Annotated in this window: 15 protein-coding genes; 9 read left to right on the top strand and 6 right to left on the bottom strand. The window is 71.8% G+C overall.

Features of this window, described 5'->3' with window-relative positions; translation table 11 throughout:
* The 3 genes from KME77_RS09610 to mtrA form a co-directional block, all read right to left on the bottom strand.
* The coding region (locus KME77_RS09610) for an LpqB family beta-propeller domain-containing protein (RefSeq protein WP_219464255.1) at positions 1-602 on the bottom strand (602 nt) is incomplete at its 3' end.
* Entirely contained in the window at positions 589-2,328 is a 1,740-nt protein-coding gene (gene mtrB / locus KME77_RS09605) for an MtrAB system histidine kinase MtrB (RefSeq protein WP_219464253.1), read from the bottom strand. The genes mtrB and KME77_RS09610, both read right to left, overlap by 14 nt.
* Positions 2,329-2,339: 11 nt before the next feature.
* A complete protein-coding gene (mtrA, locus tag KME77_RS09600; RefSeq protein ID WP_043620615.1) occupies positions 2,340-3,017 on the bottom strand; it encodes an MtrAB system response regulator MtrA in 678 nt (225 codons plus the stop codon).
* A gap of 269 nt (positions 3,018-3,286) precedes the next feature.
* On the opposite strand from mtrA, the gene KME77_RS09595 reads away from it, so the two are divergent.
* From KME77_RS09595 to KME77_RS09575, 5 genes are read left to right on the top strand one after another with little or no spacing between them, the layout of a single operon-like run.
* Entirely contained in the window at positions 3,287-4,531 is a 1,245-nt protein-coding gene (locus KME77_RS09595) for a DUF7847 domain-containing protein (RefSeq protein WP_219464251.1), read from the top strand.
* A 10-nt stretch (positions 4,532-4,541) separates the two neighbouring features.
* The gene (locus tag KME77_RS09590) at positions 4,542-5,159 is read left to right on the top strand and encodes a DUF4129 domain-containing protein (protein ID WP_219464249.1); all 618 of its coding nucleotides are present in this window, start codon (positions 4,542-4,544) and stop codon (positions 5,157-5,159) included.
* 31 nt (positions 5,160-5,190) lie between these two features.
* The gene (locus tag KME77_RS09585; RefSeq protein ID WP_219464241.1) at positions 5,191-6,378 is read left to right on the top strand and encodes a DUF4350 domain-containing protein; all 1,188 of its coding nucleotides are present in this window, start codon (positions 5,191-5,193) and stop codon (positions 6,376-6,378) included.
* A complete protein-coding gene (locus tag KME77_RS09580; protein WP_219464239.1) occupies positions 6,368-7,345 on the top strand; it encodes an AAA family ATPase in 978 nt (325 codons plus the stop codon). Before KME77_RS09585 ends, KME77_RS09580 begins: the two co-directional genes overlap by 11 nt.
* Entirely contained in the window at positions 7,345-8,718 is a 1,374-nt protein-coding gene (locus KME77_RS09575; protein WP_219464236.1) for a DUF58 domain-containing protein, read from the top strand. The genes KME77_RS09580 and KME77_RS09575 overlap by 1 nt, the downstream gene beginning before the upstream one ends.
* A 16-nt stretch (positions 8,719-8,734) precedes the next feature.
* Here KME77_RS09575 and KME77_RS09570 read toward each other — a convergent pair whose 3' ends face one another.
* The gene (locus KME77_RS09570) at positions 8,735-9,727 is read right to left on the bottom strand and encodes a stage II sporulation protein M (RefSeq protein ID WP_219464233.1); all 993 of its coding nucleotides are present in this window, start codon (positions 9,725-9,727) and stop codon (positions 8,735-8,737) included.
* A gap of 51 nt (positions 9,728-9,778) precedes the next feature.
* On the opposite strand from KME77_RS09570, the gene KME77_RS09565 reads away from it, so the two are divergent.
* Complete coding sequence (locus KME77_RS09565) at positions 9,779-10,768, top strand: RDD family protein (protein WP_219464231.1); 990 nt, start codon at positions 9,779-9,781, stop codon at positions 10,766-10,768.
* A gap of 45 nt (positions 10,769-10,813) precedes the next feature.
* On the opposite strand, the gene KME77_RS09560 is transcribed toward KME77_RS09565, so the two are convergent.
* Together KME77_RS09560 and KME77_RS09555 are read right to left on the bottom strand one after the other, a co-directional pair.
* Positions 10,814-12,169, bottom strand: coding sequence for an LVIVD repeat-containing protein (locus KME77_RS09560; protein WP_308250635.1), 1,356 nt, complete (start codon positions 12,167-12,169; stop codon positions 10,814-10,816).
* Between the two features lie 52 nt (positions 12,170-12,221).
* Positions 12,222-12,413 carry a hypothetical protein gene (locus KME77_RS09555; protein WP_219464229.1) on the bottom strand — a complete coding sequence of 64 codons (192 nt, stop codon included), beginning with the start codon at positions 12,411-12,413 and terminating at the stop codon, positions 12,222-12,224.
* Positions 12,414-12,509: 96 nt separating this feature from the next.
* Between KME77_RS09555 and KME77_RS09550 the strand changes: the two genes are divergently transcribed.
* The 3 genes from KME77_RS09550 (at position 12,510) to KME77_RS09540 (ending at position 14,726) form a co-directional block, all read left to right on the top strand.
* A complete protein-coding gene (locus tag KME77_RS09550) occupies positions 12,510-13,187 on the top strand; it encodes a TetR/AcrR family transcriptional regulator (RefSeq protein WP_308250634.1) in 678 nt (225 codons plus the stop codon).
* Positions 13,188-13,286: 99 nt separating this feature from the next.
* Positions 13,287-14,306: a sugar-binding transcriptional regulator gene (locus KME77_RS09545; RefSeq protein WP_308250633.1), complete on the top strand. Its 1,020-nt coding sequence runs from the start codon at positions 13,287-13,289 to the stop codon at positions 14,304-14,306.
* A gap of 51 nt (positions 14,307-14,357) precedes the next feature.
* Positions 14,358-14,726, top strand: coding sequence for a hypothetical protein (locus KME77_RS09540; RefSeq protein ID WP_219464221.1), 369 nt, complete (start codon positions 14,358-14,360; stop codon positions 14,724-14,726).
* The last annotated feature ends 74 nt before the right edge of the window (positions 14,727-14,800 follow it).

The raw sequence follows: 14,800 nt of genomic DNA, 5'->3' as shown, positions 1-14,800 counted from the left end.
CCTCCCCCGCCGCTGCCCGGCGCGGCGTTGAGGTAGTACAGCTTGGTCGGCCGGTACGCGCGGTCGACGTCGGCCTGCGTGAGCAGCAGGCCGTTGGCCAGCGAGCTGACCTTGTACCCGCCCTGCTCGTCCTTCACCAGCGTGAACCGCCTGTCCACGCTGCGGGCGGCGGGCACGTACGTGTCGTCGTCCTCGATGCGGGCCATCTCGGCGCCCGACAGGACGATGGTGGTCACCTTGTCGTCCTGTTTGGTCTCGTCGCGGTACTTGTACTGGTTGTCGATCACCGTCACGGGGCCGCCCGGCGTCCACGCCTGCTTGGCCTCGTCCGTCAGGTAGTACGGCAGCACGCTGGGGTCGTCCGCGTACGCGGCCATGGCGGCCTGCAGGCCCCTGACCACCTGCTCGGCCGTCCAGGTCTGCTGCGGCCGGACGGCGACCATGCGCTGGAACGGCTTGTTCATCGGGTCGCCGCCGCCGACCTCGCCGACGGAGTACGGGCCGCCCACGGGGATCACCGCGCAGGCCGAGCCGCCGCAGGCGACCACCACGACGACGGCGGCCACCACGCGCAGGCGCCGGAAGAAGTCAGCCCTCGTCATGCCCTGCCCCGTCCGCGGAGGCGGGCAGCAGCACGGGCGTCATCTGCCCGCGCCACGTCCGCCGCATCTCGATCTCCGGCGGGACCAGCGACAGCGGCGATCCCTTCAGGTCGGCCCCGGCCATCCTGGGCAACGTCAGCCGGAACTGCGAGCCCTCCCCCTGCTGCCCCCACGCCTGCAGCCAGCCGCCGTGCAGCGCGGCGTCCTCGCGCGAGATGGCCAGGCCGAGCCCGGTGCCGCCGATGGTCCGGGCGCGTGAGGGGTCGGCCCGCCAGAACCGGTCGAACACCATCGTGTCCTCGCCCGCCTTCAGTCCGATCCCGTGGTCGCGCACGGCGACCGCCACGGCGTCGCGGTCGGCGCCCACGGTCACCACCACGTCCCTGCCCTCGCCGTGCTCGATGGCGTTGAACAGCAGGTTGCGCAGGATCCGCTCGACCCGCCGGTTGTCGATCTCCGCCATGCACGGCTCGTTGGGCAGCCGTAGCTCGAAGCGGGTGGTGTGGCGCTCGGCCAGCGCCTCGGAGTCGCCGATGGCGCGCAGCACCACGTCGCGCACGTCCACGGGTTCGAGGTCGAGCGTGGCGGCGCCGGCGTCGTACCGGCTGATCTCCAGCAGGTCGGCCAGCATCGACTCGAAGCGTTCGAGCTGGGCCTGCATGAGCTCGGCCGAGCGCGCGGCCATGGGGTCGAAGTCCTCGCGGGCGTCGTACAGCAGGTCGGCCGCCATGCGCACGGTGGTCAGCGGGGTGCGCAGCTCGTGCGAGACGTCGGAGACGAACTGCCGCTGGACCTGCGACAGCTCCTCCAGCTGGTGGATCTTCAGCGCCAGGTTGACGGCCATCTCGTTGAACGAGGTCGCCAGGCGGGCCAGGTCGTCCTCCCCGCGCACCTTGAGCCGCTCGTCGAGGGTGCCGGCGGCCAGCCGCTCGGCCGCCTGGCGGGCCAGCCGTACGGGGGTCACGACCTGGCGGGTGACCAGGTAGGCGATGGCGGCCAGCAGCAGCACGAGCCCCAGGCCGACCACGGCGATGGCGAGCCTGACGTTGGAGAGCATCTGCTCTTCCTCGGTGACCGGGAAGAAGTGGTAGACCTCGTAGTTCTCGCCGTTGACGTTCACCACGCCGCCGATGACCAGCGTGGGGGTGGGCTGGCTGTCGCCGATGAACGTGATGGGCCCGGTGTAGCGCTGCGGGTCGTCGAAGTCGAACTTCTTCTCCTGGCGCTCCAGCTTGGCGCTCAGCTCCTCGGGCACGTCGTCAGGGGTCACGTTGCCCGAGGCGCGGGACTTGCCGGGGCTGGAGGTGTTGAGCACCAGCACCTCGTAGCGCTTCTTGGAGCCGTTCTCGCCCGAGCCGATGATCGTGTCCATCACGTCGTCGAGCGGGCTCTCGGGCGGCTCGGTGGCGTCGGAGGGAGGGTTGGGCGGCTCGTCCGGCTTCTTGCTGAGGGCGTCGGCGATCTGGACGCGGTCGGCGAGCGCCTCGCTGGCCGACGACTGCTGGCGGCCGTCGATGACCGACCTGTTGATCTGGTCGGACAGGAAGACGCCGAGCACGACGACGACGGTCACGGAGATGACCAGCGTGCTGGTGACGACCTGGAGCTGGAGCGAGCGCCGCCACACGCTCCGCGCCCGGCCCGCCGCACGCCGGGTCCGCCGTCGGACTCCGCCAAGTATCTGGCGGAACGTCCGGCGGCGTCGCTTCTTGTTGGGAGGAGGCATGACCGGAGCGGTCAGGCGGGCCCGGCTTTGTAGCCCACGCCGCGGACCGTCACCACGATCTCAGGATGCTCGGGATCCTTCTCGATCTTCGCCCTGAGCCGCTGGACGTGGACGTTGACCAGGCGCGTGTCGGCGGCGTGCCGGTAGCCCCAGACCTGCTCCAGCAGGACCTCACGGGTGAAGACCTGGCGCGGCTTGCGGGCGAGGGCGACGAGCAGGTCGAACTCCAGCGGCGTGAGGTTGATGGTCTCCTCGCCGCGCTTGACCGAGTGGCCGGCCACGTCGATCGTGATGTCGCCGATCTGCAGGATCTCCGGCGTGGGCTCATCGGTGCGGCGCAGCCGCGCCCGCACTCTGGCCACCAGCTCCTTCGGCTTGAACGGCTTGACGATGTAGTCGTCGGCCCCCGACTCAAGACCGAGCACGACGTCGATCGTGTCGCTCTTGGCGGTGAGCATGACGATGGGAACCCCCGACTCCGCCCTGATCCTGCGCGCGACGTCGATGCCATCCGCCCCTGGCAGCATCAGGTCGAGCAGGACCAGATCCGGGCGCGTGTCCCGGAAAGCGTCGAGGGCCTTGTCGCCGTCGGAGACAAAGGATGGTTCGAAGCCCTCCCCGCGCAACACGATGCCCAGCATCTCGGCGAGAGCGGCATCGTCATCGACGACCAGCACGCGACCTTTCATGGCCCCTCATTCGTTCTACGCATTCTGGGACATACCCGCACGATCGCTGAAGGTTACCCTTGGTCGGCTCATGTGTGGGACATGAGCGCCGCAAAAACAGGGTTTTTGACTCGCAACAGCGACCGCAATCTCAGTCTGCGGTAACGAGGCAACTTTCGGCCATCCTTCGATGAGATCCTTGACCCGAAACGCCCCAGAATGCGGGCAAGATGATGCGGCGATCCGGACGCGCGACACCAAGGCCCCGCCCACCATGCCAGGATTGGGCTATGTCAGACGGTCACGGCCCCTCGCCCGAGACGCCACCAGGCTGGGCTGCCGAACAGCCCCCTCCCTACGGCGCCCCGCAGACCTCGCCGTGGACCGCCCCCGGCTCCCAGCAGGAAGAGGCCCCGCCCGGTCCCGGCCCCGGTCCGCAGCCCGCCTACCAGCAGGCCCCCTACCAGCAGCCGCAACCCGGCTACGGCTACATGATGCAGCCGCCGCCACTGCGCCCCGGGATCATACCGCTGCGGCCGCTCACACTGGGCGACATCCTCGACGGGACGATCAAGCTCGTCCGCTCCAACCCCAAGGCCGTGCTGGGCCTGTCCGCGATCGCCGCGCTGCTCACGGCCATCCCGATCGCGATCGGGCAGGCGTTCGTGTTCGACTCCATGAGCGCGACGCTCGCCAACCCGGCGGCCGCCGACGAGGCGGACCTGTCCGGCATGTACGGCGGCGTCGTCGCCCAGTACGGCGGCCTCATCGTCTCCTACGTCGTCAGTTTCGTCGTGGTCACGCTGCTGACCGGCCTGCTGACGCGGATCCTCGGCCGGGCCGTCTTCGGCGGGAAGATCACCGCGGCCGAGGCGTGGCAGCTCACCAAGAGCCGCCTGCCCGCGCTGTTCGGCGTGGTGGGGCTGATGGCGCTCATGGTGGTGATCCCGCTGGCCGTCTTCGTCCTGCTCATCGCCGCGCTCATCGCGGCCGGCGTGGGCGACGGCTCCTCCGGCCAGGTGGGCGTCATCATCGCGGTCACCCTGCTGCTGGGCGTCCTGTACCTCGCCTACGCGCTGGTCATCCAGACCCGCTTCGCCTTCGCGGCGCCGGCCGTGGTGCTGGAGGGCAGGGGCGCGATCGACGCGCTCAAGCGCTCCTGGAACCTGGTGAGCGGCGACTTCTGGCGCGTGCTCGGCATCCTGATACTCACCCAGCTCCTGGTGGGGTTCATCGCGGGCTTCCTGGAGATCCCGTTCTCGCTGGCGGGGACGTTCCTCGGCATCCTGGGCGCCGGATCGGTGGGCTCGGCGGTCGTGGCGACCGTGCTGATCGCCATCGGCGGCACGCTCGGCGCGATGATCACCTACCCGTTCCAGGCGGGGGTCGCGGGCCTGCTCTACGCCGACCGCCGGATGCGCAGCGAGGCCTTCGACCTGGTGCTGCAGACGGCGGCGATCGAGCAGCAGCGTCAAGGCTGGGTGCACAGCTCGGCCGACGACCTCTGGCATCCCTCCAACTCCGCGGGGCAGTGATCCCACAGCCGTGACTCCCATCGACAGGGGCGAGGCCGCGCGCCGCGCCGCCGAAGAGCTGCTCAAGCCGGGCTACGAGAAAGAGTCGCTGCCCGACCTGCTCTACCGCCGCTTCTGGCAGTTCGTCGGCGACCTGATGGACGCGGCCACGGGCAGCGGGACCACCGGCGGGATCATCTCCGCGATCCTGATCCTGCTGATCATCATCGGCGTGGCCGCGCTGGTGACGTGGCAGCTGCGCAAGACCTCCCGCAGGAACGCGGGCGCGGCCGGCGCCCTGTTCGGCGAGCGGGCGCTGAGCGCGGCCGAGCACCGGAAGGCGGCGGAGGGGCTGGCGGCCGAGGGCCGCTGGAGCGAGGCGATCCAGGAGCGGCTGCGCGCCATCGCCCGCGACCTGGAGGAGCGCGCCCTGGTCGACGGGATGCCCGGCCGCACGGCCGACGAACTGGCCGGTGAGGCGGGCCTGGCGCTGCCCGGTTTCGCCGACGAACTCACCGCCGCGGCCCGCTCGTTCGACGACGTCACCTACGGCGACGTGCCGGGGACGCGGGCAGCGTACGAGACGATGAGCGGGCTCGACGAACGCCTGCGCCAGGCCAGGCCGGTCCCGCTGGGAGGCCCGGCATGAGCCCCCGAATGAGCCTGCGGGGAGGCTCGGCATGAGCCTCGACATGCGGCCGGCGCCGGAGACCGCCGGGTCCCGCTCGACCTCGCCCACCGCGCGCTCCACCTGGCGGGCGAGCCGCGGGATCGTGGTGTTCGGCCTGATCATCGTGGCCGCCGCCGTATTCACCGTGCTGATCAGGCCCGACGGCCGTGAGTCGCGCCGCCTCGACCCCGCCGACTCCTCGCTGGCGGGCTCGATGGCGCTGGCCGAGCTCCTGCGCGACCGTGGCGTCACCGTGGACAGGGTCGACTCGGCGCAGGCCGCGTACGACAAGTCGCTCGACGCCGGCGACCGGCTGCTGCTGATCACCGACACGCTCTTCGTCGACGAGCGCCGCCTGGCCGACATCCAGGGCGACCGGATCATCGTCGGCGGCTACTCCGACCTGGACGTGCTGGCCCCCGGGCTACGCGTCCAGCCCGGCCAGTCGAGCCGCGAGCGCTCCCGCGACCCCGGCTGCGACCTGCCCGCCGCCAAGGCCGCAGGCAGCGTCCACATCGGCGGCCTGGTCATGAACGGGCCGCAGGGGGCCGTCGGCTGCTACCCGGCGGGCGAGGGATCGTCGCTGGTCAGCTACACCGAGGCCAGCCGCACCATCACGGTGGTCGGCAGCTCCGGGTTCATGACCAACCAGCGCCTGGCCGAGGACGGCAACGCCGCCCTCGCCCTCGACCTGCTGGGCTCGGCCAAGGCGGTCACCTGGCTGGTCGCCCCGGACGAGCCGCCCGTGGGCACGCTGCCCGGCGAGGACGGCGAGTCCCTGTACGGCCTGATGCCCGAGAGCATCCCCTGGGCCGTGTGGATGTCGGTCATCACGGTGCTGCTGGTGGCCTTCTGGCGGGGCAGGAGGCTCGGGCCGGTCGTGGTCGAACGGCTGCCCGTGGTGGTGCGGGCCGCGGAGACCGTCGAGGGGCGCGGACGGCTCTACCGCTCCAGGCGGGCCAGGGAAAGGGCCGCCGACTCGCTGCGGGCCGGCACGGTCGACCGGCTCACGCCCAGGCTCGGGCTCGGCTCCGGCGCGGGGCGGCAGGAGCTGGTGGCCGCCGTCGCCGTACGGACTGGACAGGACGCACAGCAGGTCGGGGCCGCGTTGTACGGGCCGCCGCCCGCGGACGACGCCGCGCTGGTCGCCCTGGCAGGCTACTTGGACGTCATCGAGAGGAACGTCAGTGAACATTGAGGATGCCGTCCGCGTGCCGGGCGGCGACTCGGCGAGGGACGCGCTCGGGGCGCTGCGCGCCGAGGTGTCCAAGGCCGTGGTCGGCCAGGACGCCGTGGTGACCGGGCTGGTCATCGCGCTGCTGTGCAAGGGGCACGTGCTGCTCGAAGGCGTGCCGGGGGTGGCCAAGACGCTCATGGTGCGCACGCTGTCGGCGGCGCTGTCGCTGGACTTCAAGCGGGTGCAGTTCACGCCCGACCTGATGCCGGGCGACGTGACCGGGTCGCTGATCTACGACGCGAAGACGGCCCGGTTCGAGTTCCGCGAGGGCCCCGTCTTCACGAACCTGCTGCTGGCCGACGAGATCAACCGCACCCCGCCGAAGACGCAGGCCGCCCTGCTGGAGGCGATGGAGGAGCGGCAGGTCAGCGTGGAGGGCGACGCGCGTAAGCTGCCCGACCCGTTCGTGGTGTGCGCGACCCAGAACCCGGTCGAGTACGAGGGCACCTACCAGCTTCCCGAGGCGCAGCTCGACCGGTTCCTGCTCAAGCTGACGGTGCCGCTGCCGCCGCGCGACCAGGAGATCTCCGTGCTCGAACGGCACGCGCGCGGCTTCGACCCGCGCGACCTGTCCGAGGTCAAGCCGGTCGCCACCGCGCAAGACCTGGAGGCGGGCCGCCAGGCGGTGGCCCTGGTGCACGTGGCGCCCGAGGTCCTCGGCTACATCGTGGACGTCGCGCGCGCCACGCGCAGCTCGCCGTCGCTGCAGCTCGGCGTCTCGCCGCGAGGCGCGACCGCGCTGCTGGCCGCCGCGCGCGCCTGGGCGTGGCTGTCCGGCCGCGCGTACGTCACCCCGGACGACGTCAAGGCGCTGGCCAGGCCCGCGCTGCGGCACCGGGTGCAGCTGCGGCCCGAGGCCGAGCTGGAGGGCGCGACCGCCGACGGCCTGCTCGACGGCATCCTGGCCTCGGTCCCGGTCCCGCGCTGATGGTTCTGACGGGACGCGCCGGGCTCGTCGCGGCGATCGGCGTCGTGGTCGTGCTGCTCGCGCCGCAGCCCGGCGCGGCGCTGGCCGGCGTCTGCCTGCTGCTGCTCGCCGCGATCATCCTGGACCTGGTGTTCGCGGGAGCGGTGCGGCCGCTGCGCCTGCACCGCTCGGGCGACCGGCTGGTGCGCCTCGGCGGCCAGGCCACGGTCGAGCTGGTGGTGGAGAACCCCGGACGCAGGCGCGTACGCGGGGTGCTGCGCGACGCCTGGCCCCCGTCGGCGGGGGCCTCACCGCGCTCCCAGAAGCTGGACGTGCCGGCCGGTGAGCGCCGCAGGCTCGTGGTGACCCTCACCCCGACCAGGCGCGGCGACCGCGCGTCCGTGGCCGTGACCGTGCGCTCGCTCGGCCCGCTCGGACTGGCCGGACGCCAGGGAAGCCACAGCTCGCCGTGGGGGGTGCGGGTGCTGCCGCCGTTCCTGTCGCGCAAGCACCTTCCGTCGCGGCTGGCCAGGCTGCGTGAGCTGGACGGCCAGCACCCGGCGCTGGTGCGCGGCCAGGGCACCGAGTTCGACTCGCTGCGCGAGTACGTGGTCGGCGACGACGTGCGATCGATCGACTGGCGGGCCACCGCGCGCCGCCACGACGTGGTCGTGCGCACCTGGCGGCCCGAGCGGGACCGGCGGGTGCTGATCGTGCTCGACACCGGCCGCACGTCGGCGGGACGGGTGGGCGACGCGCCGATCCCGCTGGCCGGGGCGGCGGCGAGCGGCGGCGGGCTGCTGGTCCGGCCGGACGCCCGCCCGGTGCCGGGCTGGCCGCGGCTGGACTGGTCGATGGACGCGGCGCTGCTGCTGGCCGCGCTCGCCGCCAGGGCCGGCGACCAGGTCGACTTCCTCGCCTACGACCGGGCCGTCCGCGCCTGGGTGGCCGGCGCCTCGCGCACCGAGCTGCTGGCGTCGCTGGTCAACTCGATGGCGCCGATCGAGGCGGAGCTGATCGAGGCCGACTCGCAGGGCATGGTGGCCGCGGTGCTGTCACGGGCCAAGCGGCGCTGCCTGGTCGTGCTGCTCACCGACCTCAACCCGGCCGCGCTCGACGAGGGGCTGATGCCGGTGCTGCCGCAGCTCTCCTCGCGCCACCTGGTGCTGGTCGCGGGCGTCTCGGACCCGCGGGTGGCGGCGATGGCGGCGCGCAAGGGCACGGCCGAGGAGGTCTACGACGCCGCGGCGGCCGAACAGGCCCAGCTCGGGCGGCGGCGCATCACCGCCAGGCTGCGCCGGCACGGCGTCGAGGTGGTGGACGCGCCTCCGGAGGACATCGCGCCGGCGCTGGCGGACGCGTACCTGGCCCTGAAGGCGGCGGGGCGTCTGTAAGCGCTTCGGGCGGCTTTCAGGCGCTGGGGGCCACGTCGGGGGCGCGTTCGAGGTCGCCCGTCTCGTTCTGGCGCATCGCCCGCCTGCCGAAGACGATCACGTACGTGAGGAACAGGGCCTCGGCCAGCACCCCGATGCCCACCCGCATGGGCGTCGGCAGCCCCGACGGCGTGACGAACGCCTCGATCAGCCCCGACACGAACAGCACCCCGACCAGCCCGAGCGCCACCCCGACCACGGCGCGGCCCTGCTCGGCCAGCGCCTCCGTGCGCTTGCGCGGGCCGGGGTCGATGACCGTCCAGCCGAGGCGCATCCCCACGGCGGCGGCCAGGAAGACGGCGGTCAGCTCCAGCAGGCCGTGCGGCGTGATCAGGCCGAAGAAGATGTCGAGCTTGTCGCGCGAGGCCATGAGCCCGGCGGAGACGCCGACATTGGCCGCGTTCTGCCAGAGGATGAACGGGATCGGCAGCCCCAGCAGCAGCGCGTACATGATGACCTGCGCCGACACCCACGCGTTGTTGATCCACACCTGGCTGGCGAAGGACGCGGCCGGGTTCTCCGAGTAGTAGTCGGCGAAGTCGTGCTCGACGAGCTGGGTGATCTCGTCGGGTGAGGCGATCGCGCGCTGCACCTGCGGGTCGCCGGCCACCCACGCGCCGAGCACCCACGACACCGCGATGAACGCCAGCCCCGTGGCCAGCCACCACCACCGGGCCCGATAGGCGACGACAGGGAAGGTCACCGTGACGAACCGGGTGAACTCCCGCCAGGCCGGCGTGTGCGCGCTCGTCACGGCCGAACGCGCCTTGGCCACCAGGGCGGACAGGCGGCCGGTCAGCATCGCGTCCGAGGAGGACGAGCGGACGATCGACAGGTGCGTGGACACCCGCTGGTACAGGTCCACCAGCTCGTCCACCTCCGCCCCCGTCAGGGAGGAGCGGCGTTTGACCAGGTGCTCCAGCCTGTCCCATACCGGGCGGTGCGCGGTGACGAATGCATCGATGTCCACCCGACCATTGTGGCCGGTCAGCCATACGCCCATTGCCGTTAGGCTCCACGTATGTCAGAGGTTGTGACCGGTGACGCCGTAGTCGTCGAGGTACGGGTGGCTCAGATGCCCTCGCGGGCCGTGGCGATCGCCATCGACATGGTGGTCCAGGTGACCGTGCTGATTTGCACGTTCCTGCTGTTGGAGGCGTTCTTCCTGGTCACGGACCCGGCGTTGTTCGCGGCCGTGTTCATCGTGCTGCTCGTGCTGGTGGCCGTCGGCTATCCGGTGATCTTCGAGACCGTGACCAAGGGCCGCAGCCTCGGCAAGCTCGCGCTCGGGCTGCGGGTGGTCAGCGACGACGGCTCGCCGGAGCGGTTCCGGCAGGCGCTGTTCCGCGGGCTGGCCGGGATGCTGGAGTTCTGGGTGCTGTCCGGGGCGACCGCGCTGATCTCCTCGCTGATCTCGCAGCGGGGCAAGCGGCTGGGCGACATCTTCGCCGGCACGATCGTGATCTCCGAGCGCGCGCCGCGGATGTACGGGCAGGCCATCATGATGCCGCCGCCGCTGGCCGGGTGGGCGGCGACGCTGGAGCTGTCGCAGCTTCCGGACGACGTGGCGGCGGCCGCGCGCCAGTACCTGATGCGCTTCCACGACCTCAGGCCGCAGATCCAGCACGAGATGGGGATGCGGATCGCGGCCCAGGTGGCGGCGTTCGTGTCACCGGCGGCGCCGTCGGGGGTGCCGCCGCACGCGTACCTGAGCGCCGTGCTGGCCGAGCGCCGGCGGCGGGACCAGGTGCGGCTGGCGCAGCGCAACGCCGCTCCGCCGCCACCGGCCTACGCCCCGACGGGGCCTTTCCCGCCGCCACCGGCCTATGCCCAGGCGGGGCCTTTCCCGCCGCCCGGGCAGCCGGGCGCGTTCCAGCCCCCGTTCCAGCCTGGGCCTGGGCAGTTCCAGGCGCCGTACGCGCCGCCACCGCCACCGTCCGCTCAGCCGTACCAGCAGCCGGCCCCGGAGCCGCCGCGGACGACTCCGGGTGGGTTCGCGCCGCCTCAGTAGGCGGTCTCAGTAGGCGGTCTCAGTAGGCGGCCTCAGTAGCCCGTCTCAGTAGCCGTACTGCGTCTGGGTGTTGAGCACCTTCAGCCGCTTCTTGGCGGCCGGGTCGGTACGCGAGTCCTTGATCGTCAGCACGTCCAGGCCCTTCTGGATGTCACTGCTGTAGATGTGGCCGTTGTAGTAGTACGCCGACCAGGAGCCGCCGAGGTCCTGCGGCTTGAGCGCGCCGCGGTCGAACCAGCCGATCTCGGCGGGCGCCGTGGAGTCGGTGAAGTCCCAGATCGACACCCCGCCCTGGTACCAGGCCTGCACCATGATGTCGCGGCCCTTGACCGGGACGAGCGAGCCGTTGTGCGCCACGCAGTTCTCGGTGCGCGACTGGACGCGCGGGATCTTGTAGTAGCTCTTGAACACCAGCTTGCCGGCCTCGACGTCGTACACGGCGTCCGCGCCGCGCTCCGCGCCGATGGTCGTGTTGCAGGTGGCCATGATGCCGCCGCCCAGCTCGTCGGTGAAGACGACCTTGGTGCCCGCGTTGTTGAAGGTCGCCGAGTGCCAGAACGCGAAGTTCTGGTCGGTCACCTGTTCGGTCACCTTCGGGTGCTCGCGGTCGGAGATGTCCATGAGCACGCCGTCGCCCATGCAGGCGCCCGCGGCCAGGTCCTTGGACGGGTACACGGTGATGTCGTGGCAGCCGCTGGTGGGCAGGAGCAGGCTCTGCTGCTTCTCGTTGCCGCCGTCGGGAAAGAGCACCGGGCGCGAGACGACCTTGGCCGAGGTCGGCTTCTTCAGCGGCACCTTGACGATCGAGATCCGGTCGTGCGGCGGCTTGCAGTCGGGGTACTCGGCGGCGGGCCCGTACGACGACACGTACAGGTAGACCGCCTTGCCCTTCTTGTCCGGGACGAGGGTGTGCGTGTGGGACCCGCACGTCGTGGCGACGGACTTGATGTACTTCGGCCGCTTCTTGTCGCGGATGTCGAAGATCCGGATGCCCTCCCAGGCCGACTTGACGGCGGGCGTCTCGGCCTCGGCCTTGCAGGAGTCGCTGGTCAGCGACTCGTCCACCGACAGGAAGAGCAGGTTGCCCTTGACCGAGACGTCGTTCTGGGCGGCGGGGCAGGAGACGCGGCTGACGACCGACGGCTTGGCCGGGTTCTTGATGTCGTAGATCGTGAAGCCGTGGTAGTTGCCCTGGTAGGCGTAGTCGCCCTGGAAGGCCAGGTCGGTGTCGTACGCCTCGGCGGACTTGAACGGGCCCTGCTTGGGGACGTTGGCGAGGAGTTTGACGTCAGCGCTGCTCTTGCCGTCGTCGGACGCGACGGAGGCCTGGGCCGGCAACACGGACAGCAGCACGAGTGCCGAGCCCGTCAGGGCGAGCACACGGCCGAATCGGGACGCCACGAAGGACCTCCGGGGGATGGGTTTCTGAAGGCCCCCACTATGTCAGGAAATATCAATAACTAGTGGGCATTGCGGCCCGGGTGATGTCGTACCGCAACCGTCGGAGCTGGTCCCCGAGCCGGTCGGGCAGGAACAGCCACAGCCCGAGCGAGTCCGCCCCGCTGTCGAGCAGCCGCTGGAGCTGCCTCCGCACGTGATCGGGGTCGCCCGCGACCGCGAACTCGTCGATCCAGGAGTCCTCCACGGCGAGCGGGACGCATGACGACAGCTCCTTAAGTGGACATCTCGTCCGGTTCGTACGCGCTAAGTGGGCATACTGTCCAGTTGGTAGGGTGGGGGCGTGAAGCGTCGTACCGACCTGTTCACCGGGCAGCCGCTGGACGAGCACCCGCGACCGCGCGAACGCGCCGACGCCGCCCAGAACAGGGCCAGGATCCTCACCGCCGCCGGAAAGCTGTTCGCCGCCCGCGACCCGCGCGAGGTCACGATGGACGACGTCGCCAAGGCCGCCGGCGTCGGGCGCGGGACGCTCTACCGGCGCTACCCCGACACGGCCTCGATCGCGCAGGCCCTGCTGGACGAGCACGAGCGCGCGCTGCAGGCGCGACTGCTGCGCGGAGAGCCGCCGCTGGGGCCCGGCGCGTCCCCGGCCGAGCGGCTGGCCGCGTTCTACGCCTCCATGGTCGAGCTGCTGGACGCCCACATCGACCTGGTCCTGGGCGCCGAGGCGGGATCGCTGCGGTACGCCACCGGCGCGTACGGCTTCTGGCGCGCCCACGTACGGTCCCTGCTGGTCGAGGCGGAGGCCGGCGACCCGGACGCGCTCACCGACGTCATGCTCGCCCCGCTGGCCCCCGAGGTGTACGCCGAGCAGCGACGACGCGGCCTCACTCCCCAGCAGGTCAGCGCCGCCCTGTCCGGGCTGGCCCACGGCGTGCTCCGCCCCCCTCCCGGCAGCCGTCGAGCGGCCCCTGGAGGGCGAGGTCGAGGAGGCCGCGACGTGGGGAAGCGGGAGTAGGCTGCACATCGTGCCGGCGTCCGGGGTCTCGGCGGGCAGCGGCCCGGACTCGCCACCGGACCAGCAGGAGCGGCGAAGCCGAAGCGGAGGCCAGCGATCGTGGCAGCGAACAGTCAGTTCGAGAAGGGCCGTGCCGGCGAGCCCGTCAGGTTCAGCGGTCGCCGGCTCGGCCAGGAGTCCGAGCGCATGCGGCTCCTGGTCCGGGTCGCCCGCCTCTACCACGAGCACGGCGTCCGGCAGCCGCAGATCGCGGCGCAGCTGCGCATCTCACAGCCACGCGTCTCGCGCCTGCTCAAGGAGGCCGCCGAGATCGGCATCGTGCGTACGGTCGTCGTGGTGCCCAGCGGTGTGCACGCCCTGCTGGAGGAGGACCTGGAACGCAAGTACGGCGTGGAGCAGATCATCGTCGTCGACACCGCGGGCGAGAACCACGACGTCGTGACCGCGCTCGGCTCGGCCGGGGCCACCCACCTCGACGCCACGCTGATCGGCGGGGAGCACCTGGGCATCTCGTCGTGGAGCGCGAGCCTGCTGGCCACGGTCGAGGCGATGCAGCGCCGCCCCGTACGGGTGGCCGAGGAGGTCGTGCAGCTCATCGGCGGCGTGGGCAAGGGGGCCGCGCAGGTGCAGGCGACCCGGCTGGCCGCGCACCTGGCCGATCTGACCGGAGCCGAGCCGGTGTTCCTGCCCGCTCCGGGGCTGGTGAGCACGCCGCAGGCGCGTCAGGCGCTCTCGGACGACCACGTCGTACGGCAGGTGGTCGACGCCTGGTCCCGGCTGACGACCGTGCTGGTCGGCATCGGCAGCCTCGACCCGTCGCCGCTGCTGCGCGACAGCGGCAACGCCATCGACGAGCAGGAGCTGGAGACGCTGCGCGGGCTGGGCGCGGTGGGCGATGTCTGCCTGCGCTTCTTCGACGCCGACGGGCGGCTGATCGACTCGCCGCTGGAGGAGCGCGTCCTCGGCATCCCGGCCGCCGGCCTGCTGCGGGTGCCCCGGCGCATCGCCATCGCGGGCGGACGCCGCAAGACGGCGGCGATCCAGGCCGCGCTCAGGGGCGGGTGGGTCAACACGCTGATCACGGACGTGGGCGTGGCCGAGCAGTTGCTCAGGGACTGAGAGGGGCCCACGACGGTCCTCGGTGTCGACAGTGGTGGCGGTGGCGGCGGGATGCGCGAGGTGTACGTGCCGTACATGGAGTCGTCCAGGGGCGGCTACGACGCGGCGCTGACCGACGCCCGCGACCGGCTCGCCCGCCTGGCCGACCGCGTCACCGCACGGGGTCGCGACTACTCCGCCGACCGCGTACGGCTGTACGCCCAGCGCCTCGGCGACGACGGGCCGGACGCCAAGCCGTTCCCGGAGGGCGTCCCCCTGCCCCCTGAGACGCAGCCGCGTTCGGGGAACAAGGACTACAAGGGCAACAGGGCGCTCACCATCACCCGGCTGGTGCCGGGCGGCGGTCCGTGGCATCTGTACAGCACGCCGTCCCATCAGCGGATCGCGCTCTGGTGGCGTTACCTGCTCCCCCACGAGTGACGGCCGCCGCGGGCCGTGAGCGGGACAATCGTCCGCTCACGGCCCTGACGGCGCCGGGCCGGTCAGATCAGGCC

Origin of the sequence: Nonomuraea rhizosphaerae (assembly GCF_019396405.1) — a bacterium.
Lineage (GTDB): Bacteria > Actinomycetota > Actinomycetes > Streptosporangiales > Streptosporangiaceae > Nonomuraea > Nonomuraea rhizosphaerae.
The sequence above is the reverse complement of the archived record's forward strand: the minus strand, read 5'-3'. Positions and strand labels throughout refer to the sequence as shown.

What these genes read in the sequence shown, in the direction of transcription:
- mtrB (WP_219464253.1), bottom strand. Translation starts at nt 2,328, where the DNA reads ATGCCTCCTCCCAACAAGAAGCGACGCCGCCGGACGTTCCGCCAGATA.
- mtrA (WP_043620615.1), bottom strand. Translation starts at nt 3,017, where the DNA reads ATGAAAGGTCGCGTGCTGGTCGTCGATGACGATGCCGCTCTCGCCGAG.
- KME77_RS09595 (WP_219464251.1), top strand. Translation starts at nt 3,287, where the DNA reads ATGTCAGACGGTCACGGCCCCTCGCCCGAGACGCCACCAGGCTGGGCT.
- KME77_RS09585 (WP_219464241.1), top strand. Translation starts at nt 5,191, where the DNA reads ATGAGCCTCGACATGCGGCCGGCGCCGGAGACCGCCGGGTCCCGCTCG.
- KME77_RS09575 (WP_219464236.1), top strand. Translation starts at nt 7,345, where the DNA reads ATGGTTCTGACGGGACGCGCCGGGCTCGTCGCGGCGATCGGCGTCGTG.
- KME77_RS09565 (WP_219464231.1), top strand. Translation starts at nt 9,779, where the DNA reads ATGTCAGAGGTTGTGACCGGTGACGCCGTAGTCGTCGAGGTACGGGTG.
- KME77_RS09540 (WP_219464221.1), top strand. Translation starts at nt 14,358, where the DNA reads ATGCGCGAGGTGTACGTGCCGTACATGGAGTCGTCCAGGGGCGGCTAC.